The organism is Polyangium sp. 15x6, assembly GCF_029960785.1.
In the GTDB taxonomy this organism is placed as follows: Bacteria; Myxococcota_A; Polyangia; order Polyangiales; family Polyangiaceae; genus Polyangium.
The window spans coordinates 82,795-108,476 of record NZ_JASBQE010000014.1; the positions used below are offsets into that span (position 1 = coordinate 82,795).

Consider the following 25,682-nt stretch of genomic DNA (forward strand, 5'->3'; position numbering starts at 1 on the left):
ATGACCTCGAATCTACGTCCCCAGGCGGACGATGTCGTGGAAGTCACGGGCGACGATGCTGAAGGCATCGATCGCGCGAACCGAGCTGCTCTCGCGAGTGTCGAGGATCTTCGCCAGGAGGTGGAACTCCGTGCACCCCGAAATGAATGTCCGCGTGCCATACTTATCGAGCAAACGTTCGACGGTAGGGATTACGGTGTGCGGATCCTTGCCCTTCTTGAGGACGTCGAAGATGATCGCCATGATGGCCTCCCGATCCGCACGGTCGGGCTCGACGACGCGATCGGCGTTCTTGCAGGCCTCCCGAAATAAGCGCTTGTCATAGGTGCCCCGCGTGGCGAGGAGCAGCGCGGGCTCGTCGCTCTTCTCGAGCTCGCGGTCGATGATATTCATGATGGGAAGCACCTTCCTTTTGGCTTCGGCGGTGATGCTCGGCAGCCAATGATGCGCCGTGCAGCAACCAATCAGGATTCGATCGCAGAGAGGATCGAGACGCCGAAGCTGCGTCTCCATGAACACGAGGAGGCGCTCTTCGTTCTTCGTGTAGATGCTCTCGTTACGATCAGGCGCCGAGGGGAGTGAGAAAAGGATGACCTGGGGAGCATCCTGCTCCGCGGGCTTCCGGTTGTATTCATAGATGGTCCTGACGAACTCGGCAGAGACGACAGGGCCCATGCCTCCGAGGATGCCGAGCGTGGGGGACGGCTGCTCTACGGCGTTCACGCTTCCTCCAAGGAATCTAGTTCGGCGAGCTGCCTTGCGATGACGCGCGCAATCGTCTGGACGTGGGGCTCTTCGAGCATGCTCATGTGCGTGCCCGGAACACGGATCGGCTCCACTGCAGTGAGCGCCGACCAGCCTTCCAACTTCCTTCGACCGAGCTCTTCTCCGTCGTCTGCCACGAAGAGCACGAACGGCGTGGGGACGAGAGCCCGCGGAACATACGGCATGCCTCGATTGGCTTGGAAAACATTCAGCATCCCGCGCACGTGCGTGAGGCTCGCTCCCGGCGCGAGGACCCCTACCTTCTCGAGGCAGCCCCGCAAGACGCCAACGCGCTCGTCCGAGGTGAGGGATTCGAGGTTGTCGACCGTGACAGAAAAGACCTCACCGAACGTCATCTCGACGCCTGAAATGAAGTCCGCGATGACTTGCTCCTCTTTCCGATCATTCTTCTTGGGCTTCACCATGTCGGGCGAGCTCGAGTCGAAGATCCAGAGGTTCACCTTCTCACCGCACCGAACGAGTTCCTGCGCCATCGCGAAGGCCACCCTTCCACCCCAGGAATGGCCACAAAGGCGATAGGGCCCCCGAGGAGAAACAGCACGAATCTCGACGATGTAGCGGTCGACCACCTGCTCGATCGTCGAGTAAGGTCTGGTGACACCGTCGAGACCAACCGTCTGGAGGCCATGGACGGGCTGATCGGGCCCCAGGTGCTTCGCCAGACCATGAAACCCGACGACGTTGCCGCCGAGGCCAGGGACGCAGAACAGCGGGCGCCGCTTGCCACGGGGCTGGATGGGCACGAGCGGAGCCCAGGCATGAGTCTCGTCGATGCTCGTGAGGAGCTGCGTCATCGCTTCCACCGTAGGGTGCTGGAAAATGGCGCCCAGGGGTAGGCGCTTGCCGAAGGCGTCCTCGACCTTCGCCATGAGCCGCACCGCGAGGAGTGAGTGACCGCCGAGCTCGAAGAAATCGTCACGAACGCCGATGGGCCCAACATCGAGGACCGAGGCCCAGATCTCGAGGAGTCTCTGCTCGTGAAAATTCCGTGGCGGGACGTACTTCTGCCGCTGCGCGGTCTCCAGGTTGGGTCGCGGCAGCGCTCGGCGATCGACCTTCCCGCTCGTGTTGAGCGGCAATACATCGAGCGCAACGAACACGGAGGGAATCATGTACTCGGGCACCCGATCCTGCATGAAATGGCGCAAGGCGGCGGCTGTGGGCGCGAGGGAAAAAGCGCGCCCTTCCTCCCGACGCCCGACGACGTATGCGACGATCTGCTTCTGCATTCCCTCGCCGAAGGTCGTGACGGCGACACGCTCAACGTCCGGGTGCTGTGAGAGCGCCACCTCGATGGCGCGGAGCTCGACGCGGACGCCGCGAATCTTGACCTGCTCGTCGCGGCGCCCGAATATCGAGATGGAGCCATCGGGCCGGTAGCGGCCCACGTCGCCGGTGAAGTAGAGCAAATCCTGGGGATCATCTCTATATGGGTTCGGCGAAAATCGCTGCCGATCCACCTCCGAGCCATTGATGTACCCATTCGTGCGGAACGGCGTCCGGATGACGATCTCGCCTGCCTCGCCGACGCCGCAGAGACGGCCGTCACGAAGTACGAGCCCCTGGGTCTCGGGCATTGGGTGACCGATCGGCTGTACGCCTGCGATGGGTGGATCGGGGACCTCGAAGCAGAACTTCGTCATGGTCGTCTCCGTGGCCCCATAGAAATTCATGATCATTGCACTGGGGAATGTCCTTCGTAGGCGGTGGATCCATACGTCGCGCAGAGGCTCGCCTGCGAGTACGACGCAGCGAAGGCTCTCGACCGCGCGCCCCTCCGCCAAGTCCGAGAGCCACGTCTCCGCCAGCGAGGGCACGGTATGGATGAGCGTAATCCGATCGCGCTCGAGCCACTCGACGAGCCGGCGCCCATCGACCAGACCGTCATCGACGTTTAGCGACAGCGAGCCTCCGCTCGTGAGCGGAAGAAAAACGTCGCGCAAAACTGCGTCAAAAGAGAGCGCGATGAGCAGCGCAACGCGATCGTCTCGACCAACGCGAAGCTGCTTCCTCTCCCATTGCAAGAAATGCGAGAGGCTCTTGTGAACGCCCAGCACGCCCTTGGGAACGCCTGTCGTACCGGAGGTGAAGAAGATGTACGCGGCCCCGTTCGGCGATATCGCGCGAGCGCCGAGGGCCGCCGGGAACGCGCTTCGGTTCACGAGACCCTGGTGGGGATCCACCCGGATCTCCCGGAGGATACGGGGCGAGAAACTGCTGATCTCGTCGCCGTCGGCAATAAGCGAAATTGCGTACTTTGCGTCCGACGCCTCCAGCATGGCGGCGAGCCTTGGTCGCGGCAAGCTCGGATCGAGAAGCAAAAACGCTCCCCCAGCGTCGAGAACGCCGAGCATGCTCGCGACGAGGCCGAAGCTCTTGCACCCATGAATGGCAACGGTGTCGCCCGGCTGAACCCCGAGCTCCACGAGGGCATTCGAGATGGCGGCGGCACTCTGCGCGAGGTCACGGTAGGTCCAAGCCTCTTTGCCTCGCACGAGCGCGATGGCGTCGGGTGCACGCTCGGCCCATTCTGAAAACATGCTCGGGACGGACGCGTAGTGCGGCTCGAGGAGCACCGCCTGTGGATCCGGTAGGAGCGCACGCGCGCGCTCCGTGATTAACGAATACTCGTCGACCGGCCTTGTCGGATCGTCGCAGATCTGGAGGAGCAAGTGCTCGTACTGATCGAGCAGATGCTGGATGCGGTCGGCAGTAAAAAGCGCGGCATCGTACACCGCGCGGAGCTCAATTGCCCCCTCGAGGTCCACGGCATACAGCGTGAGGTCGAACTTCGCCTCCACGCTCGAGCGCGCCGTCTCCTCCACGACTCGAAGACCGGGTAGTTCGAGCGCAGCGGTATCGGCAGGCACCATATTGAACACCACCTGAAAGATGGGGTGATGGTTCACGTGGCGCGCAGGAGAGAGCGCAGCAACAAGCTTTTCGAATGGAACGTCCTGATTCGCAAGCCTATCCTGCACCACACGCCGCACGCGCCCGAGCAGCCCCACGAAGGAAGGATTGCCGGAGACGTCGATGCGCAGTGCGATCATGTTCAGGAAGAGCCCGATGAGCGGCTCCAGCTCGACATGGCTGCGGCCGGCGATGGGCGTGCCGATGACGAGCTCCTCCTCCCCGGCCCACCGCGAAAGCTCGAGCCCGAATACCGTGAGGAGTACCGTGAAGAGGGTGGTATCGTTTCGCCTCGCCAGCGCTCTGACGGAACGGGAGAGCACGGGGCTGAGCGAACGCGAGACGGACCCACCTGCAGAAGCCTTGTGTGCGGGGCGCGGGAAGTCCTGGGGCAATGAAAGCATCGGCGGCGCCCCTTCGAGCGCATGCAGCAACGACATGACTTTGCTTTGCATGGCCTCGCTCGAGAGGTGGACCCGTTGCCATGCTGCAAAATCAGCGTACTGGATCGAAAGCTCGGGCAGCGGCGAGGGTTTGCCTTCTCTGAACGCCGTATAGAGCTCCCTGAGCTCGCCGAGGAGCACGCCCGTCGACAAGCCATCCGAAGCGATATGATGTATGTCGATCGACAAGACGTGCTCCGCCTCCGAGACCCGATGGAGATGCGCCCGGAACGGCGACTCCTCGTCGAGCCGGAAAGGCCGCGCCGCCCCGTGCTCGGCGACATCGACGACCGGGAGAACGAGCGCTGTCGGGTCGATGACCTGTCGCGGCTCGCCGTCGATGATGACGAACCTCGTGCGTAGGCTCTCATGACGGCGGACGATCTCACGCAGACTTTTTCCGAGCGCTCCAGCGTCGAGTTCACCCAGGAGCCTGAGGCGCAGCGGCATGTTGTACGCCGTGCTGTCCTCCTCGAGCTTGCTCAGAAACCAGATTCGCTCCTGGGCGGGCGACAGTAGTAATGGGCCATCGCGACGCGCCTTGGAAATGGCGAGTTCGCGCATTGGCTTGTTCGCTCGTAGCTCGTCGATACGCGCCGCCTGCGCGGCGACGGTCGTGTTCTGGAGAAGGATGCGCAGGGGCGGATCGATACCGAGCGTCTTTCGTATCCGCGCTGCGACCTTCACGACGAGCAGGGAATGTCCCCCGAGACCAAAGAAATCGTCGGATACCCCCACGCGAGCGACCCCTAGCACATCACGCCAGACCTGGGCCACGACCTCCTCCGTGGACGAACGGGGAGCTGCGTCATCGTCGTGCATGTCGACGCGAGGCGCAGGATCGTCGAGGGGCAACTCGACGGCGACATATTCGCGCGCTTTCGGCAAAGACAGCTCCGAGATACGCTTCTTCGGGGATCTGATCGCATCGACGAGCATGGCGTGGAGGTCGTCCCACAACTCGATGACCGCGGCGCGATCGACGCGGGACGTGTCGAAGGCGAGGGTCACGCCGGTACGGTCAGCGACGTGATGGATCGCGACGGAGAGCGCATTCTTCGCATTCATGACGGCTTCGGGCACGTCGAGAGAGTACGGCGACCATCCACCCGGCAGGCTCTCCGCGCCCGTGACTTCGAACAAGCTCACGTCGAAAAGCGGGTATTGACCTGTGCGGCGCGCCATTCCCTGGTCGCCCACGACGACATCAAAAGGAAGTGCCTGGTGGCGGTAGGCCTCGATCGCAGTCTCCCGCGCCCGAGAGATCCAGGCTCGGACACTGGGGTCGCCGTCGAGAACCACCCGGAGCGCGACCGTGTTCGTGAAAAATCCGAGGATCCCCTCCGTGCCCGTGACCTCACGATTCGCAACGACGGTCCCGATGACGAAATCGGCTTGTCCTGAAAGTCGAGCGAGCAACGCCGAGATCACGGCATACCACACGATGAATGGCGTGCAACCGAGCGCACGAGCAAGCGCTCCGAGGGCGCGAGACGTCTCGGCTCCGAGGCGAAACGAAACGTGTGCCACGGGGCCCGGCCCGCCCTGACGCGGGGCGCGCACGATGGGCAAAACGAGCCTCGGCGCCCCGGTGAGCAGCGTCTTCCAGTATTCGCGCGATGGCTCGAAGTGTCCACCTTCGAGCGCGCCCCGTTCTGCGCGTGCATAATCGGAGAACTGGAAGCGCGGCGAGTTGATCGCGGCGCCCTCCCCCCGGCGGTACGCGTCGTAGAGCGCGGCCCACTCGCGCACCAAGATACCGGTAGACCACTCATCGGTGATGATATGGTGTTGATGGAGCAATACGAAGTGCTCCTCTGCGGAAACGCGAGCCACGAGCACGCGCGTGAGCGGTCCACGCTCGAGATCGAACGGCTTCTCGACCTCCGTCACGAAGAGAGCGCGGAGCGACGCCTCACGCGTGTCGTCGGGGAGCCGTGAGAGATCCTCGACGTGGAAGACAATGGCTGCCCGATCCCATACCACCCGGATGGGCGCGCCGGAGTCCTCACGATAACCCGTCCGCAGGATCTCGTGTCTCTCACCCAACGCGAAGAGGCTCTCGCGCAGCGCCTCTGGCTCCAATGCGCCCACGATCCTGAATGAACGTGGTACCTGGTACGCTCGAGCATCCGGATGAAGGCGCTCGAGAAACCAGATGCGACGTTCCGTGCTGGAGAGGCCGGAATACGGCGGAGCGCCATTTTCTCGCTGCCGGAGCCACACACTGGCGGCGAGCCTTGGCCTCTCCTCCGTCTCGTCGATGAGCGCCGCAATGGCCTCGATGGTCGGCCGTTGGAAGAACGTGGCCATGGAGGGCGCATACCCGAGCGCCGACTTCATAGCGGAGAGAAGCCGAACGACGAGCAGGGAATGGCCTCCGAGGGCGAAGAAATCATCGGTCGGTCCGACGCTCTTCATGCCGAGAATCTCCCGCCACAATTCCATGAGAGCGCGCTCGGTGGGCGAACGCGGGGCTCTTCGGGCAGGGCTCGGGTCGTCCACGACGGGCGCCGGGAGCGCTCTGCGATCGATCTTTCCGTTGGGGGTGCTCGGTAAAGCGTCGAGCACCACGAATGCAGACGGAACCATGTACTCGGGCAACATCGCGCGGAGGTGCTCGCGCAGCTCGCTCGGCTCGACCCCACCCTTCGATGGAGCGACGTAGGCCACGAGCCGCTTGTCGCCCGGCGCGTCCTCACGAGCGAGGACGGCGCATGCACGAACGGCGGGATGCGCAGAGAGCACCGACTCGATTTCGCCGAGCTCGACACGAAAGCCTCGGATCTTGACCTGGTCGTCGATACGCCCGATAAACTCAAGGTTGCCGTCGGCGCGCCATCGAACGAGATCGCCGGTGCGATACATTCGCGCTCCGAGCTCGGGCGAGAAGGGGTCGTGGACGAAGCGCTCCGCCGTCAGGTCGGGTCGATTCAAGTATTCTCGCGCGACGCCGGTTCCGCCGACGTAAAGCTCGCCAGGCGCCCCGATCGGCAAAGGCTCGCGTCGGGCGTCGAGCACATAGACGCGCACGTTGGCGAGCGGACGACCGAGCACCGGGACCGAGGATACGTGGATCCTCGCCGCGGTGACATCGACCGTGCACTCGGTTGGACCATAAACGTTGAATGCCTCCAGAGGCTCCGCGCGCGCGAGGCGCGACCAGGTCGTACCATCGATGGCTTCCCCTCCGACGAGAATGCAGCTCGGCGCTCCCCCGCCGTTCGTGTACAGACCCGCGTCGAGGAGCAGCGCAGCCTGCATCGGGGTGCAATCCAGCACGTCAATCGCTCGTGTCCTCAGGAACTCGACGAAACGCTCGGCGTCAAGCCGAGTCTCCTGCGGCACGAGGACGATGGTGTCGCCGAACAAGAGCCGGAGCCATTGCTTGACCGACGCGTCGAACGAGATCGACGCGCTCAGCGCGACGCGCAGCGGCGACCGGCGCCCGGCATGAACCGCGCGATCCAGGGCAAAGGCGAGGTTCAAGGCGGACGCGTGCTCGACGACGACCCCTTTGGGCCTGCCCGTGGAGCCCGACGTGTAAATCGCATAAATTGGATGGCGTGGGTGAACCCCCGTCGTCGGAGGTACATCGGGCAACGTCGACCACGAGCAAGGAACCTCGTCGACGCACACGACACGCGCCCCGGTGGCAGCCATCCGTGCCGCGAGATGGGTTTGCGTCAGGAGCACGGGCGCTCGGGTATCCTCCAGGACGAACCTCGCGCGCTCCGCCGGCCACGAGGGCTCGATGGGCACGTACGCGCCGCCGGCTTTGAGGGTCCCGAGCAGGCCCACCATCATCGCGAGCGAGCGATCCACGCACAACCCTACGAACACCTCCGGCCCTACACCGAGGGAGCGCAGGTGATGCGCCAACCGATTCGCTTGGACATCGAGCGCCCCATAACTCATCCGCTGCCCTTCGTACTCCAGCGCGATCGCATCGGGAGCTCTCCTTGCCTGCTCCTCGACATGCTCGTGAACGCATCGGTCGGACGGGTACTTCACCCGCGTATCGTTCCATTCTACGAGGAGGCGCCGCCGCTCCGAAGTCGCCAGCACCCGCAGCCGCCCTATACGTTCTTCCGGGTGGGCCGCGATCTCGGTGAGCAATTTCTCGAAATGATCGATCCAACGTCGAATGGTGGATTCATCGAACAGATCCGTGTTGTAAAGCCAGTATCCGGCAAGCCCGCCCGCGCGCTCCGTCACATGCAGCGTGGTGTCGGTCCGGGTCGTACGTATGCCGATATCAAGCGGGGAGACATGAAGGTCCGGCAGCGACGGCTCGACATCCGGCACGTTTTGCAGAGCAAACATCACCTGCACGAGCGGGCTGCGACTCGCGTGCCGCGCCGGCGAGAGTTCCTCGATCAGGCGCTCGAACGGCAGGTCCTGATGGTCGAACGCCTCCTCCGTCGTCCTCCGCACCTGCTCCAAGAGCTCGATGAACGTAAGATCCCCCGCGAGGTTCGCCCGAAGCACGAGGGTATTCACGAAGAACCCGATGAGGGGCTCGATTTCCTGATGGTTTCGGCCGGCGATGGGCGCGCCGACCACCACGTCCTCCGCACCGGAGAGACGTGAGAGGAGAACATCGAAGGCCGCGAGCAAGACCATGAAGAGGGTCGCCCCGGTCCTCCGGCCCAACTTCGAGAGTTCGGAGGTAAGCTCCGCGTCGATGCGGAACGACACCACGGCGCCCCGATGCGTTTGCACGGGTGGGCGGGGCCGATCCGTGGGGAGCTGTAGAAACTCGGGCGCACCCCAGAGTTTTTCCGTCCAGTATCCGAGCAGCGCAGAATGTCTCTCGCCTTGGAGCCGTCGGCGTTGCCACACGGCGTAGTCCGCATACTGGATCGGCAGCGCAGGTAGAACCGGCTCTTCGCCATGTACGAATGCCGTATAAAGCGCGGTGAGCTCCCGCCAGAGGACTCCGATCGACCACCCATCGGCGGCGACGTGGTGCATGTGAAGGAAAAGGACGTGCTCGTCGACCGCCAGTCGCAGCAGACGAGCACGCAGCATGGAGTCGTTCGCGAGTTCGAACGGTTTTCCGGACTCGACCTCCGCCATCCGCTCGACCTCGGTGCCGCGCGCGTCGGCGGGTATGTGTCCGATGTCCACGACCGGCAATGCGATCCCGACGTCCGGGTGGATGATCTGGCGTAGCTCGGAGCCCTCGAGCGTGAACGTCGTGCGGAGGACCTCGTGGCGGCGTACGATGTCGCCCAGCGCGCGCTCGAGGGCTCGCACATCGAGATTGCCGATCACCCGCAGCGCCCCGAAGACGTTGTACGCCACTCCGGCGCCCCATCGATCCAGAAACCAGAGTCGCTCTTGCGCGAACGACGCGGGTATCGGCCCCTGCCGCGACGTCAGCGTGATAGCGTCTCCCGATCGCTTCGTCCCCTTCCGCGCGGCAGCATCGAGGTGTTCGGCGAGCGCAGCGATCGTGGGTTTGGCGAAAAATCCCTGGAGTGGAACCTCTCGCATGAACGAGCTCCGTATGCGCGACACGACCTGCGTCGCCAGCAAGGAATGCCCGCCCAGCTCGAAGAAGCTGTCATGGATGCCAATGGGATCCAAGCGAAGGACGTCGGACCATATACGGGCGACGGCACTCTCCGTCTCGGTGCGGGGCGCCACGAAGGTCTGGCGAGAAGCAGACTGCTGTGGCAGGGGCGCGGGTAGCGCCTTCCGATCAACTTTGCCGTTCGGCAAGAGAGGCAACTCGTCCAGCGTCACCCAGGCCGCAGGGAGCATGAACTCCGGCAGCTTCGCCGACAGCGCGTCGCGAAGGAGCGGAACGAGGCGGCGGTGCTGCTTTCCAAGGAGGGGGTTGTTCGCGTATGCCCTCCAGGGCAGCGTCTGCGGCCATGGTGTCCCCGTCGTCGCGTCTCCGCGTTCCGCTTCACTCCCGCGCCTGAAGAAGGCGACATCCATCGTCCCGATGTCGCCGGTGGGAGACCAGAAGACGTCGACATCATAAGGCAACTCGTCGCTCAGCGCGAAGAGATCCTCCGGATCCACGCCTTTCGGTGCCTCCGCAATGGCCCAGCGGAGGTCGGACACGCGTTCGTCATGCGTTTGCGCGAGCCACGCGAGCGTCCGAGACTCCGCGACGAGTCGCGCATTCGGCACGTTCGCGATTCCGACATGATCGGGCCGAGCCGAGACGAGCCACTCCCGCAGGGACGCCGGGGTCCACGGCGAGCGCGTGAAATCCTCGTCGCGCCCGGGCTTCGTTCGCTCGACGCATGCCGCGCCAGCACCCGAAAGGCGCAGGACGACCTGATAACGGAACCGCGTGAGCTCGTTGTGAAAGCGGCCACGTTTCAAACGTAGCTCGACGCTATCGATCTGCGCCCAACGCGATCGCAGCGCAAGAAAGAATTCCGGATCGAGAAGCAGCTCCTCCTCGTCGCGGATCCTTTGTTCCACGAGCGCCGCGAGTTCGGGCCGCCGCATCTCCTCTGGCGCCCGATGCAGCTGCACCGATGCATGATACGCCTCGAGGAGCTTGAAGCTCCGCACATCGCCGATGTACACGGCTCCGCCTGGCGACACCGCCCGCATCGCGCCTTCGACGACGCGGAGCATATAATCGACGCTCGGGAAGTACTGAACAACCGAGTTCAGGATCACGACGTCGAAGAAACCCTCGGGGATACCGGAGAAGTCGTCCGCCATTCGCTGAAGGAGCTCGACATTCTCGAAACCATCGAGACGGCGCCTCATTCGCTCGACATACGCGAGTGCCTTGGCGGCATGGTCCGTGCCCCAGTACGTCTCGCAGTCCGGCGCGACGCGGGCCAGGAGCAAGCCCGACCCAAAGCCGATCTCCAGCACACGCCGCGGGCAAAGCGCGCGAATTTCCCGGACGGTTACTTCGACCCATTCGTCCATTTCAGCGGCAGGAATGGGTTGTCCTGTATAACTCGAGCTCCAGCCGATGGTGTTGAAGGTTACACCACCGTTGCCAGGCACTTCGGCGTAGGTCTCTTCATTGAGCCGCCGCCATTGCTCGACGCGCTCGTTTTGCATCGCGTCTTCGCCCGGTTCCGGTACGACGTACGCAACGAGCCGCGCCTCGCCCCTCGTATCCTCGCGGAGCAAGACCGCCGCCTCGCGAACGGCAGGATGCTCGGCGATGGCGGCCTCGATCTCCCCCGGCTCGACGCGATATCCCCGGACTTTGACCTGCTCATCGATGCGCCCCAGAAACTCGAAACAACCGTCCGCGCGCAGCCGCGCGAGGTCCCCCGTCCGGTAGAGCCTGCCGTCGCCAACGGGGCTCTCGACGAAGCGCGAATCTGTGAGCTCGGGCCTGTTCAAATAACCACGCGCCACACCCGCCCCGCCGATGTACAGCTCACCCGGGACACCGATGGGCGCGAGAGTGCCCTGCGGCTCGAGGACATATGCCCGCGTGTTGTCGATTGGGTACCCTATCGGCGGGGCCTCGTGTGAATCGGCGCAGCGCGTCGCCAAGGACCAGATCGTCGCCTCGGTCGGGCCATACAGATTGAAAAGCCGGCGACCGTGGCCCCAGAGCCGCACGAGCGCCGCTGGACAAACTTCACCCGCGACGTTGATCGTGTGCAGATGCGGGAGCGGCGCGGAGGAGAGAAGCGAAAGCACCGAGGGAGTGAGCGTGACGACGGTGACGCGGTGGCGTGCAAGAAATGCTTCCAGCGGTCCGCCGGGCAGCATGGCCTCGCGCACGCCCATGCAGAGCGTAGCGCCGACCGAGAGCGCCATCCATATCTCGAACGTGGCGGCGTCGAAGGATATCGAGGCGGACTGGAGCACACGGTCACTCGGCCCGAGCTCGAAGATGCGCCTCCCGGCCTCGACGACGTCGAAAAGGCCTCGGTGCTCGACAAGCACGCCCTTGGGTTTCCCGGTGGAGCCCGAGGTATAGATGACGTACGCGAGGGTCATTGGACCGGCATCGCTCGGATCAACCTCGGGGGACGACGATGCAATGGCCGCAGCATCAGCCTCTGCGTCGAGGCACAACACCGCGACGCCATGCCCGAGTCGATTTGCAGTTTCAACCGTGGTGATTACCAGCAACGGTCGCGCGTCCTCGAGCATGAGCGCGAGGCGCGCCTCGGGGTAGTCTGGATCGAGCGGCAAATAAGCCCCCCCGGCCTTGAGGATGGCGAGGAGCGCGACGATGAGCTCGATGCCACGCGGCAGGCAAATGCCGACGATCGTCTCCGGGCCGACGCCTCGTGACTGGAGGTACTTGGCGAGTCGGTTCGCTCGATCGTCGAGATCGCGATACGAGAGCGTCATCGTTTGCGCCCCATCGTCGAACATCAACGCCGCGGCATCGGGCGTCTGCTCGACCTGCGCCTCGAAGACGCGCTGGATGCCACCCTCACGCGGACATGTCGCAGTGGGCCCGCTGCTCTTCGCCAGGATGAAAGCCCGCTCGGCGGTCTCGAGCATGGGCAGAGAGCTGATCCTCGATTTCGGCTGAGCCACGACGCCAGCCAGCAGCGTCTGGTAACGGGCAATCATTCGCTCGATGGTGCTGGACTCGAAGAGCGCGGTGTCGTAGACCCAATGGCCCGCGAGCGCCCCGTCTCGTTCGGTGAGATGTACTTCGAGATCGAGCCGCACGTACTGTGCTTCGTCGGGGATTCGATCGACCACGAGCCCTGGCAGAGAGATTTCTCTTTCTGGCGTATTTTGAAACGCCAGCGCGACCTGGACCAGGGGATTGGCGCCCGAATTGCGCTCCGGTGCGAGCTCCTCGACGAGCCGCTCGAAGGGGAGATCTTGATGGGCGTACGCATCCTGCGCTGTTCTCCGGACACGCGAGAGCAGCTCGTGGAAGGTCGGGTCGTCCGAGAGATCGGCGCGGAGCGCGAGAGTATTGACGAAGAACCCGATGAGCGGCCCGAGCTCCGCCCGGCCGCGACCGGCGATCGGCGCGCCCACCAAGACATCATCTTGGCGGCAACAGCGGCCGAGGAGCACCTGGAAGGCCGCGAGCAATGTCATGAACAGGGTAGCGCCCGCGGAGAGACCCAGAGCCGCGAGGTCTCGCGTGAGCTTTGCGGGGATTCGAAACGGAATCGATGCGCCACGGAACGCCGCTGTACGCGGGCGCGGGTGGTCCGTGGGGAGCCTGAGCAAGGTTGGCGCGTCCGCCAACGCCTTCCTCCAATACGAGATCAGCTCGGTGAGAGCGTCACCCGCGAGGCTTCGCCGCTGCCATGCCGCGAAGTCGGCATATTGTATCGAGACATCAGGTAGTGGCGAGGGGCGTCCGTCGGTGAACGCGCCATAGAGGGTCTCGAGCTCGTGCACGAGCACGCCCATCGACCAGCCATCCGCGGCAATGTGATGGATCGTCACGCAGAGGACGTGATCGCGGATCTCCTCATTTTTGAGCCCACATGCGAAGATTCTCGCGCGCAGCATCGGATCCTGTGTCAAATCGAAGGGGCGCCGGGCCTCCTCGCGGGCGAGCCGTCGCAGCTCCGCCTCCTGCTCTTCCGGAGAAAAATGACGAAGGTCGACGATGGGAAGCGCGATGGGCTCGGGGGCATGGATGATCTGATAAGGCTCCCCGTCGCGCTCCGAAAGCGTCGTTCGCAGGCTCTCGTGCCGGCGTATGACTTCATAGAGGCTCCGCCGAAGCGCGTCCAGATCGAGCGAGCCGCGTAGGCGCAGCGCAATGGGCATGTTGTACGCCGCCGCGCTGCCCATCCGATCCAGAAACCAAAGACGCTGCTGCGCAAAGGAGAGAGGAAGCCCGCCGGCCCGCGGCACCGGCTCGATGGGCGACTCGCCTTCTCCCACCGCGACCTGCCGGAGGAACGCGATGATCTCGTCCCTGCGCCGCGAAATTTCCTCGCGCAGCGCGTCCGTGAGGACGCCGCGCGGCGCCTTGAAACGAAGGCGGTCCCTCTCGACCCAGAGCTTCATGCCGCGCGCGAGAGCGTCCTCGAGCAACTGTTCGATGGTCATCACAGCTCGCCCTCTTCTTCCTCCATGCCTCTTTCGTCCGACGTGGGCGCGACGCTTTGGCTGCTCGCCACGAGCTCACGCGTCAGTGTCGCGTTATCGATGAGCGAAGCGAGGGCAGCCACGGTGGGCAGCTCGAAGATGCGCTGGAGTGGTAATCGGACGGAGAAGGCACGGTTGAGCCGGGCGATCACCTGCGTCGCCATGAGAGAATGGCCACCGAGCTCGAAGAAATCGTCGTGTACGCCGACGCTTCCCCGACCGAGGATGTCCTGCCAAATGGCAGCGATCGCCGCCTCGGTCATCGTGCGGGCCGCCACCGAAGAGCCCGCGGATCGCGTCGGTGGCGGCTTCGGCAACGCGGCTCGGTCGACCTTCCCGCTCGCCGTGATACGGGGGATCTCCGGAAGGACGACGATCCGCAATGGGATCATGTGCTCCGGCAGCGTCGCCCGCAACGCGTCGAGGACCTCCTCCTCGATCCTCCCGCCGCGGCCCTCAGCGGAGACGATGTATCCCACGAGAGCTCGCTGATTGCCGACCTCCTGCACGACCACCGCCGCGTCCCGCACCGCAGAGAGCTTTCGGATGTTCGCCTCGACCTCCTCGGGCTCGACGCGATATCCACGAACCTTGACCTGGTTGTCGATCCGCCCCAGGAAATCGAGCGTTCCATCGGGCAACCACCGGACCAGATCCCCGGTCCTGTAGAGACGGCGAGGACGCGCTTCGCCGCTCGGCCCCGGCGGCGGCGGCGGTAGGGTATCGATCACGACGAACTTCTCCTGCGTGAGCGCGGGCTGCCCCAGATAGCCGCGCGCAGGGCCGATCCCGCCGATGTGGAGCTCGCCCGGGACGCCCACAGCGACCGGCTTCTGATGACGATCGAGCACGTAAGCAGTGCGATGCGCGAGCGGCTTGCCGACGGGGATGCGGGCGCGCTTGGCATCGAAGTCACGCGGCACCTCGTACACGGCGGCGGCGACCGTGGCCTCGGTCGGGCCATAACAATTGAAGAGGCGGACGTGCTCGGCGAGATGCGTTCGGCGCCATGGCTCGAGCACGTCGGCGGGCATGACGTCCCCTCCGATGATCAGGTTGCGCAAGCGATGCCCCGAGAGCAGCGCAGGGTTGTCGAGCCACTCCATCGTGAGGCCACGCCAATGCGCGCCCGAGGTGTCGAGCACGGACACGCCTAGCTCGACCAGCTTTCGTGTGAATGCACGCGGCTCGAGATCCCAGCTCGGGAGGACGGCCGTGGCACCGGAGAGAAGCGCGGGGAAGAGCTGCTCGACCGAGGCATCGAAGTGGTACGGCGCGAGGACGAGAACACGGTCGCCCGGAGACAGGGAGTAAAACCGTGTATAATGCACGCAATGCGTGACGAGCGACCGATGCTCGACTTGCACGCCCTTGGGCTGCCCGCTCGACCCGGACGTGTAAATGACGTACGCGAGGTCGGCGAGCGCAACGCCGCTCTCGGGTGCCTTCATCGGACGCGCCAAAGAAGCTGCCGCCCCGTCGCGCGGCAGGACGACGATACGCGCATCGCAGGGTAGCACCGTCGATACGAGCGCCGGCTGGGTGAGGAGTATTGACGCGCCAGTGTCCTTTAAAATGAACGCCACACGATCCCGAGGACTCTTCGGATCGATCGGTACGTAGGCGCCGCCGGCCTTCAACACGGCCAGCATTCCTACCACCATCTCGGTCGAGGTTTCGACGAGCATCGCGACGAGCGTCTCGCGGGACACGCCGAGCTCGCGGAGATCGTGCGCGAGACGATTCGAGCGCTCGTCGAGCTCGCGGTACGTTAGGCAGCGGGAAGCTGCCCCCATTTCGTCGAACACGATCGCCACGGCGTCCGGCGTTCGTGCGCATTGTTCCTCGATGAGGTGATGAATGCATCGATCGGGGGGCTGCTCGCTGACCGTGTCATTCCATTCAAACAGGATCTGTCGTCTCTCCTCGGGCGTAAACATCTCGAGGTCGCGTACGTTACGCGATGGGTCAGCGACGATGGAAGCGAGCAACGTCCTGAAATGGAAGGCCATTCGTGCGGCCATCGCCGCGTCGAGGCGCTCCTCGTCGTAAACCCATACACACGTCGGGCCGCCTTCACCCTCGATGATGTCGACCTCGAGATCCATTCGCGCTCGCGCCTGCTCGAGCGGGAACGGCGCGACCGAGATTCCCGACAGCTCGAGCGAGGCTGTCGGAGCGTTCTGTACGGTAAACAGGACCTGGACAAGCGGATTGCGACCTGGGACGCGCTCGACGGCGAGCGCTTCCACGATCTGCTCGAAAGGCAACTCTTGGCGCTCGAACGCCCAGAGCGCCTCCGCCCTCGTGCGACCGAGGAATTCCATGAACGTCGGGTTCCCCGTGAGATCGGCGCGCAGTACGACGGTGTTGACGAAGTAGCCGATCAGCGGCGCGAGGGACTCTGGTTCGCGATTGGCGACCGGCGTTCCCACGAGCAGATCGTCCACTCCCGTATGACGCGACAGAAGCACCTGGAAAGCGGCGAGCGTGACCATGAAGAGAGTGGCGCCGCTCTGCCGGCCAATGCGCCGTAGACCCTCCGCGATTTCCTGGTCGAGCCGGAGCGTCACGCTCCCGGCGCGCCTTTCGCCATGCCGTTGCGGCGCAACGGTGTCCGTCATGCTCGGCAGGTCGAGCAGCGTCGGCGCGCCCCGGAGCCTCTCGCAGACGAGACCGAGCTCACGCTCGAAGACCTCCCCCCGGAGCCCATCGCGCTGCCTGACCGCGTAATCGGCGTACTGGATCGAGAGCTCCGGCAAACACGAAGGCCTCCCGCGCGAGAATGCAGAATAGAGCTCGGATAGTTCGCGAGATAGAATGCCGATCGACCAGCCATCGAAGGCGATGTGATGCATTGTCAATAGCAGCACGAATCGCTCTTCCCCGAGCCGAAGAAGCCGGCCGCGCAGCATGGGACCTCTCTCGAGATCGATACGCTCGTCTCCGTCAGCCGCGATCCAAGACCGCACGGCGTCGTCTCTCGACCGAGGAGCGAGACCCGAGAGGTCCACGATACGGAGGGAGAACGCCGGCGGCGGTCGAATGATCTGCCAAACCTCGCCCCCCTCCTCCAGGAAGCTCGTACGCAGGGCCTCGTGGCGCCGCACGATTTCCTGGAGTGCTCGCTCGAGCGCGGGAACATCCAGCGGCCCTTCGAGGGTCACGGCGAACTGGCTGTGGTACGCGCGGCCCAGATCGAGCTGGTCGAGCAACCATAACTGCCGCTGGGCAAAGGAGGCGGGCAACGCACCGTCACGCGGAGTCTTCTGAATGCGCGCCGGAGCGGCGACGCTCTCCTCGGCGAGCCTCAACGCGTCGACGTGCTCCGCGAGCAGCTCGACGGTCGGCCGCTCGAATAGGGCACGCAACGGGACGCGCACGCCGAACGCGTCGCGCATCCTGCTGATGATCTGCGTTGCCATGAGCGAATGTCCGCCAAGCTCGAAGAAATCGTCGCGGATGCCCACCGCCTCTGTGCCGAGCGCATCTTGCCATATGTGCGCAATCGTGACCTCCGTCGGGCTCCTGGGCGAACCGCCACGGGTTCGTGGTGCGCCCCGTGCCTTGGTCGGCAGGGGCAGAGCCGCACGATCGATCTTACCGTTGGCGGTCAGAGGAATGGAGTTCAGCACGATGAACGCCGAGGGCACCATGTAGTCGGGCAGGCGCGGCGAAAGGTCTTGCCGTAGCGCGGCCGGGAGCGTGCGCCGCAACTTACCGAGCAAGGGGTCGTTGGCGTAGGCAGAAAGCGGCTTCAGCGTCTCGACGCGACGACGAATGCAAGGGGCGGGCGCGCCCTCGCGCAGGAAGGCCGCTTCGATGGTCGCGCCGGTAAGATCCTCCGCGCAGCTGAGCTCGACGCGGTAGGCGTGCTCCTGACCGAGCGCCCACAGTTCCTCGGGATCGACACCGAGCGGCTCCCCCGAGCACGCAACTCGAAGCGCGTCGACGGTCTCTTCGTGAGCGCCGCCCAACCATTGAAGCGCGCGGAGCTCGCGCCACAGGCGAGCATTCGGGATATTGTGCAGCAACAGGGCGGGCTCCTTCGAGGCTCGGAGTTGCCTGCCGAGATCGAGGAGAGTGAGCCCCTCGCGCTGGAAATCGCGCCATTCAGTTGCGCCATCGTTTCTGCCCGCGCGACCGTGACTCTCACGCGTAGGCCCTACGCAGAGGATCACATGATATCGAAACCGATTGAGCTCATTGTGGACGCGCCCCCGCAGGAGCCGTATGCGCACATCTTCGATCCCCGGCAAAGTCCGAGGTAGCGAGAGGAAAAATTCCGGGGCGAGCAGGAGCTCTTCCTCGTCCTCCGCCTGCTGCGCGAGGCGCGCGGCGAGAGCTCCGCGCACGAGATCGCCGGGAGCCGTATGGAGAGCGACCGACGCGTGAAGCGCGGGGAGAAGGGTGAGGTTCCGCAAATCTCCGAGAAAGACGTGGCCGCCTGGCCTCGTCGCGCGCAGGGCGCCTCGAAGGACGCGGAGCAAATAGTCCGTGCTCGGGAAATACTGCACCACCGAGTTCATCACGACGAGGTCGAACGAATGATTGGCGATCCCGTCGAAATCGTCGGCCATGCGTTGCAACAGGCGGACGGAGCGAAGGTCGTCGTTCTCCTGCGTCAGCCGATGCGCCCGCGCAATCGCCCGAGGAGAGCAATCCGTACCGAGGTAGGTGTCGCATCGTGAGGCGATCCGGGAGAGGACCAGTCCGGATCCGCATCCGATATCGAGCACACGCGCGGGCTGCAGGGCGTGCAACTCCGCGATCGTCCCCTCGAGCCATTCGTTCATCTCGGGCGTCGGGATGGGCTCGCCCGTGTAGCTGGAGGTCCACCCTGTAAAACCGAACGCGTCGGCGCTCGCCGTCGGCGCCCCGTAAACCTCCTCGTAAAGGCTTTGCCATTCCTTCACGTGCTGGGTTTCCCGAGACTCGCCGTCGCGGGTCGGGACGACGTAGGCGACGATTCGCTTCTCCCCCATCTCGTCCTCGAACGCACGGACGGCGGCGTCCTTCACGCAGGAGTCTTCGCGAAGGGCCGCTTCGATCTCTCCGAGCTCGATCCGGATTCCGCGCACCTTTACCTGGTGATCGATTCGCCCGAGGATCTCCAGCTTGCCATCCGCGCGAAGCCGGCCGAGATCTCCCGTCCGGTAAACACGCCCCTTGGCGAACGGGTCGTCCATGAACTTTTCATGCGTGAGCTCGGGGCGATTCAGATACCCTCGCGCCACCCCGGACCCACCGATCCAGATCTCACCCGCGACGCCGAGAGGCGAGAGGTCACCACGGCGGTCGACGACGTAGATGCGAGCGTTGGGAACCGGACGTCCCAGCGGGAGCGGCCGCGCAGGGACATCGCAAACTGCTGCTGCCGACAGCAAAGACGCCTCGGTCGCGCCGTACACATGGACGAAGCGACGCCCCCTCCCCCACTGCTCGACGAGAGCAGGCGGACACGCCTCGCCTCCGACGTGTATCATGCGCAAGTCGGGCAGGTCCGCCGGTGGTAAAATCGATAACGTCGAGGGGGTCACAGCCATTGCCGTGATACGGTGACGCAAGAGGAAATCCCGCAGCGTTTGTCCCGAGGCGAGCTCGTCCACGCCGGCCGTGTGAAGCGACGCTCCGACGCGAAGGGCCATCCAGATTTCGTACGCAGAAACGTCGAAGCTGGGGGACGCGAACTGGAGGACACGATCGTCGCTCGTCAAACCGAACGTTCGAATTTGCGCCTCGGTGGCAATGACGAGCCCTCGATGATCGAGGAGCGCCCCCTTCGGTGTACCCGTGGATCCGGATGTATAGATGAGGTACGCCAGGTTCTCCGGGCCGATGCCGCTGTCGGGATTTTCCTCGTCACGCGATGCCAACGCAACGTCATCGCCGTCCATACGGACGAGGCGCGCATCCGAGGGCGGGAGGCGCCCCACGGAACGCGCGCCCGTCACGACGACAGGCGGCCTCGCGTCCGAGAGCATGAAATCGAGGCGGGCGCTCGGGTAGCCCGGATCCAGCGGCAGATACGCGCCGCCAGCCTTGAGGATGCCGAGCATGCCGATGACCATGTTCGCCGAGCGCGGGAGGCAAAGCCCGACGACGGTCTCCGGGCCGACACCGATGCTCCGTAAATGGTGCGCCAGGCGGTTCGCCTGCGTGTTGAGCTCGTGGTACGTGAGGCGCTTCTCGGTTTGCCCGTCGTCGAAGACGAGCGCGACGTTCTCGGGGGTGCGCCGGCATTGCTCCTCGAAGAGCTGGTGAACGCAGCGGGTCTCGTGAAAATCGGCCCCCGTATCGTTCCATTCGTCGACGATCCAGCGCCGCTCCGCGGCGGTGAGCAAGGGTAACTCGGAGACTCTGACGCCGGGGCGCTCGGCGGCTGCGCGGAGGATCGTTTGGAAATGGCCGATCATGCGATCGATCGTGCCACGGTCGAAAAGATCGGCGTCGTAGAGCCAGTATCCCGTCACCTCGTCGCCTCGCTCGAAGAGGTGAACCTCGATGTCTGCACGAACGATGTGCACGTCGATGGCGAGCTCGCGAACGTCGAGGCCCGGCAGGACGAGGTCAGCCAACGAGGCAGGCTGCAGCGCAAAAATGACCTGGACCAGGGGGTTGTGGCTCAGGGCGCGTTCCGGGTTCAGCTCCTCGACCAGCCATTCAAATGGGAGTAACTGATTTGCATGAGCCTCCTGGCTCGTCTTCTTGGTTTGCGCCAGCAGTTCGAGGAACGTGGGGTCCCCCGTGAGGTCGACCCTGATGGGGAGCGTATTGGCGAAGAAGCCAATGAGCGGCTCGAGCTCTTGTCGAAATCTGTTCGCGATGGGCACGCCCACGCAGAGATCCTCCTGACCACTATGGCGCCCGAGGATCACCTCGAACCCCGCCAGCAGCGTCATGAAGAGGGTCGTGTCCGTCCTCCGCCCAAGGTCGCGGAGACCTCGGGTGATCTCCGCGTCGATGAGGCACGCTGCCCTGCCTCCCCGGAATCGCTGTATGGCAGGACGCGGTCGGTCGGTGGGGAGCTCGAGAAGCGGTGGCGCGTGTTCGAGCCGCGTCTTCCAGTATCGCGCCTCCGCGTCGAGGGCACAATCGCTCATCCATCGACGTTGCCATGCAGCGAAATCCGAGTATTGCACGGGCAGCGCAGGGAGAGGCGGCGGTGATTCTCTGCGGAGGAAGGACGTGTAGAGCGCGTGGACGTCATGAACCAGGACCCCATACGACCAGCCGTCCGATGCAATGTGGTGCATCGTGAGGAGCAAGACGTGGTCGAGAGGTGTGCCTTCAGCGTCGCCGAGGCGGAGCAGGCGCGCACGCAACAAGAGGTCGACGCCGAGATCGAAGGGTTGTGTGGCCTCTGCTCGAGCTCCCCTTTCTATCTCGCGCTCCTGCGCCTCAATGGGCAAGTGACGCAGATCCACGAGAGGAACCGAGACCGGAACGGGATCGTTGACGCGTTGGCACGGATGCCCATTCTCGACATGGAACGTGGTGCGCAGGCTCTCGTGGCGGCGCACAAGCTCGGAAAGCGCCGAGGACAGCGCCGCGACGTCGAGCTCCCCCGTCATTCTCACGGCCGAGAAGTTATTGTATGACGACGCGGCCCCGAGCTGATCCAGGAACCAGAGGCGCTGCTGCGCGAAGGAGAGCGGGATCAGGCTCGTTCGTTCCTGCTGCTCGAGCACGAAGTGGCCGACGTCCTTGCCCCTCCCCGTGGGGAGGCCCCGCTCCGCGGCGTGAATCGACTCAATATGTGCAGCAAGCCGTCCGGCGGTCCTGTGCTCGAACACAAGGTCGAGGTTCAGGGACGCCACAACCTCGCGCTGGAGCCTGTTGAGCACCATGACCGCACGAAGCGAATTTCCCCCGAGCACGAAGAAGTCGTCGTCGATGCCGACGCGCTCGACGCTCAGCGCGTCGGCGAAGAGCTCGAGGATGCGCCCCTCGAGCTCCGTGCGAGCGACATCGAATTGCGGCACGGGACGTGCGCCGTGATTTCGGCGGCGTATCTCCGCTAGAATATCCTCGACCGAGGAAAGGTCGCGAGCGATCCGCTCGAAGACGCGGGCGCTCGGGCTCGCACCTCTCTTCGCGACGGGTGAGGGTGCTTCATCACGTGCGGCGGGCTCTTCCTTGCCTTCGCCCGGATGAAACTCGAGCATGGCCATCGCGGAGGCATGGCAGTGCGCCGTCCACCCGCCGTCGCCGTCGTCGCGTACCTCGCCGACGAGGGCCCGCACGAAATCACATGCGGGACGGTTTCTCTTCGTTGGCCTCACGTGCACGTCGATCCACGTGATTCCGCGCTCGACCGCGATCGAGCCGAGGTGACGCATCACGCGATGCTCGACCCCACGTCCGAGCACGCGGCAGCTCAGGAGAAGTGTGTCGACGACGAGCGTATCGCTCCGCGCCTCGAAGATGAGCAAGCCGACGAACCCATAGGCCCCGAAACGATCAGAGACAGTAATGGACCTGCATTCGAGTGCACCGGAGCGGCAGAGGTCGGAGAGGTCGAGCTCGCTGCGCCTGCGTAACGTCGTATTGAACTGGTTCGTGCGCTGGGTGAGCTGCGCGGCTCGGGGCAAGCGTGCGAGGTCGAGCGGCGCGATCTCGACCTCGAGACCAATCCCGGCGATGAACTCGGCGAAATCGAGAGTTGTTCGCTGGTAGCTCGCTCGCAGCGTATTCTGCTGATAGAGCTCCGTTCGGCTCCGGTCTTCCTCCGTGACTGCGAGCTGGTCGAACGCCCATACGTGCGCGAGGAGCGATGGGATCCGGCTCGCGTCCTCGGGAAGCTCGAGGGTGAGGACCTCGGGGCAGCGGTCTCTCATCTCCGCGCATTCGATGGGGTTGTCGTCGATGAAGATGAAGCTGTCCAGGCCGAGGCCAAGCTCCCGCGCGAGGTCGCGCACATTCTCCGGCTTTGGGCGCCAGTTGATGCGGCTCGCCACGAAATGTGCACGTTCGAGGGGCATATCGCGACGCGCGTCGAGAACGGCCCAAACGTCGTCCTCCTCATTTTTGCTACAAATGCAAAGGAGCTTTCCTTTGGCCTGCTCGGCGAGGACGAGCTCCTGCAGGGCCCGACGAGGCGCGTCGATGATCACGCCCCGGGGCCCGTCCTCGGCCACGACGCCACGCCACAAAGTTTGATCACAGTCCAGCACGATCACTTTATGAGGCAGTCGGAGGAGTGCGGAGACCTTGCGTGCAATGAGGGTTCCCAGCGCACAATAGAACGGAATCGTGTAGGGTATGTGCCCACGCGACTCTCCGATCGGGTCGTACCATTCGGGGGTGTGGTACACCTTGGCGAGTGCTTCGCTGGTCACGACGTACACGCCGTCGATGACGCTGGCGGCCCGGGCGAGCTTCTGTTCCGCATCCGAGAGCGATGCGCGCCTCTCGGCGTCTGCGGAGGGATTGCCTGGGCAGATGAAAACGAGGTATGGCCGTCGACGCGGCGCTGCGCGGAGCGCGCTTACGAGGTCGTTCACGGCCCGAGCGAGCCGTTCTCCGGGGAGGCCCGGGGAGCTCCCTTCGGTGAGCCAATCCTCGAGGCGGACGAGGACCACATTCGCACCAGGACCGCTGCGGGCGAACTCGCTCGCAGGATCGAGGAGCTGCTGGAAGACCTGATTGTACGGCGCGAAAATGATCTCTGCGGAGACTGCGAGCTCGGCCATCCAGAACGCCAGGGTGTCGCTCAGGGGCTCGCTCGAGAACGTCGCGGCAATGACAACGGTGGTGCGCGCCTGCGCAAGCAGCTCGGAATCAAGCTTAACCGCAACTGTGTCTACCATGGACTCATTGCACATTCAGTAGGCTGCCAACAAGCAGGCGTGGGCTTCCCGGGTTCGCTAGCGCGACGACTCAGGCATGGATCATGCGCATACTCAAATCGTAAGCAATATCACAGCAAGAGTGGTGATAGGTAGGTCACGAACGCCAGGTGTCTCGACCAGTCTCCCAACGTGAAAGATATAGCATGGACACTTTGTGTGACCTCGGAATTTTCAGCCGAGTATCAGTCATCGGACCGTTGCTCGAAGCGCATCGCGCGTTGCTTCGTTGCGTGGCATTGATGACCGACGCCTTGGCGAAATCGTTCGCCTCCCCGCAAAGCCTTTCCCGTCAGCCTAACCGTCTGTGTCTCATGGGGTTCGATCCTGCGTAACGACGGGCCGCACATCGCCAACGCAGGGGTCTGCGTACCGAAGGGTGCTGGTCGATTCGTGCCGAGATCCCAGATAACCCAGCCGCAGCGCCTCGCGTGACGCAATGACCTGAAGCCTCGTGCCCATGGGGGCACGCGTGGCTAGAGGACGGCGAGGCCCCTGCGCCGTCTGTCAGGCAGAAGCGTGTGCCCCAAACTTGCTCTGCTACCGCACGACCACACTCAGCGGAACGACCCCCCTCAACATCGCATTGAATGGAGCTACCGGACGTGCTCGAGCGGGCGCTTGCGCTAGCAGGATGCTGAACAAAACGTCCACGCGGTCGGCGACTCCGGGCGCGGTCGATTCGACTCTAGGCGGTGCGAGAAGAGCAGCACGCTGATCACGCAGTGGGAGACGGTCTTCGGCGACGAGGTGCACGCCGCCGCACCACCGCAAGGAGGACATCCCGCTGCTGGTCGAGGCTCTCCTGGCGCAGAAGAAGCCCGCCCGGGCTCTCTCGGATCTACCGCCGCACGCGATGGATCTTCTTCTCGCGCACGAGTGGCCCAAGCACGTCGCCGAGCTCCAGCGGACACGACGGTGGGCGAATTGCCCGAGGTCGACCGCGAGCTCAAAGCGAGCACCCCAACACTGTGGGCCCTGCGCTCGATGGTGTGATCAGGCGTCCTACAGGTCGGGGCAACCTGTACCGGATGAAGTACCCGCATGACCAGGCAGGCTCGTGCGCGACTGTCAAGTGGAAACAGCTCTCCCTAGCCGTGTCCATCCGACACACAAACACACATCTACACTTGACCTACGCCCACACGCCCCGCTCCGGGTCCGCCGACCGTGCCCCAAATCGTGCCCAGACCCCACGGACACCGGCAAAATTCAGCGGACTTCGGAGGGACGGCGCCGGGGCACCCCGCAAAAACAAACCCAAATGATTACGGCCATTTCCATCAGGCTCGCCCGAGATCCTGCCAGGGTTCGATTCCCGGCGCCTCCACTCAATTTCTTCGGGAAACCTCGCTACTTTTGCTTCAACCTCCGCTCATGTGCCGTGAGCTTGCGCGGCGCCCTCGTCGGGCGTGAAGGGACCGGCGTGGCCGAGCACGCTCCTGGATCACCTCGAGGGCGATCCCCCCCCTTCATGGCGAGGTGGGTCGCGAAGGTGTGACGGAGCACGTGCCAGCCCTTCGTCAGCATGCGGCCGTCCTCGGCGCAGAAGACGAAGGGATCGTGCAGGCGACGGAATGCCTTGAGAACCCGGAGCACCTCCTCGCCGAGTGGCATTTCCCTCCCCTTCCCGTTCTTCGGGATTCCGACG

Annotated in this window: 3 protein-coding genes; all 3 read right to left on the reverse strand. The window is 64.4% G+C overall.

The window, feature by feature from the left end; genetic code table 11:
- Positions 1–12: 12 nt before the first annotated feature.
- Genes QHF83_RS13085 through QHF83_RS13095 form a run of 3 tightly spaced genes read right to left on the reverse strand, consistent with a single transcriptional unit; the run spans position 13 to position 23,875 of the window.
- A complete protein-coding gene (locus QHF83_RS13085; RefSeq protein WP_282418137.1) occupies positions 13–723 on the reverse strand; it encodes an amino acid racemase in 711 nt (236 codons plus the stop codon).
- Positions 720–14,141 carry a non-ribosomal peptide synthetase gene (locus tag QHF83_RS13090; protein WP_282418138.1) on the reverse strand — a complete coding sequence of 4,474 codons (13,422 nt, stop codon included), beginning with the start codon at positions 14,139–14,141 and terminating at the stop codon, positions 720–722. Before QHF83_RS13090 ends, QHF83_RS13085 begins: the two co-directional genes overlap by 4 nt.
- Positions 14,141–23,875: a non-ribosomal peptide synthetase gene (locus tag QHF83_RS13095; RefSeq protein ID WP_282418139.1), complete on the reverse strand. Its 9,735-nt coding sequence runs from the start codon at positions 23,873–23,875 to the stop codon at positions 14,141–14,143. The genes QHF83_RS13090 and QHF83_RS13095 overlap by 1 nt, the downstream gene beginning before the upstream one ends.
- Positions 23,876–25,682: the final 1,807 nt, after the last annotated feature.

Bases quoted from the DNA above. Each gene is read 5' to 3' on its own strand.
- QHF83_RS13090 (WP_282418138.1), bottom strand. From the start codon at position 14,141: ATGACCATCGAACAGTTGCTCGAGGACGCTCTCGCGCGCGGCATGAAG.
- QHF83_RS13095 (WP_282418139.1), bottom strand. From the start codon at position 23,875: ATGGCCGAGCTCGCAGTCTCCGCAGAGATCATTTTCGCGCCGTACAAT.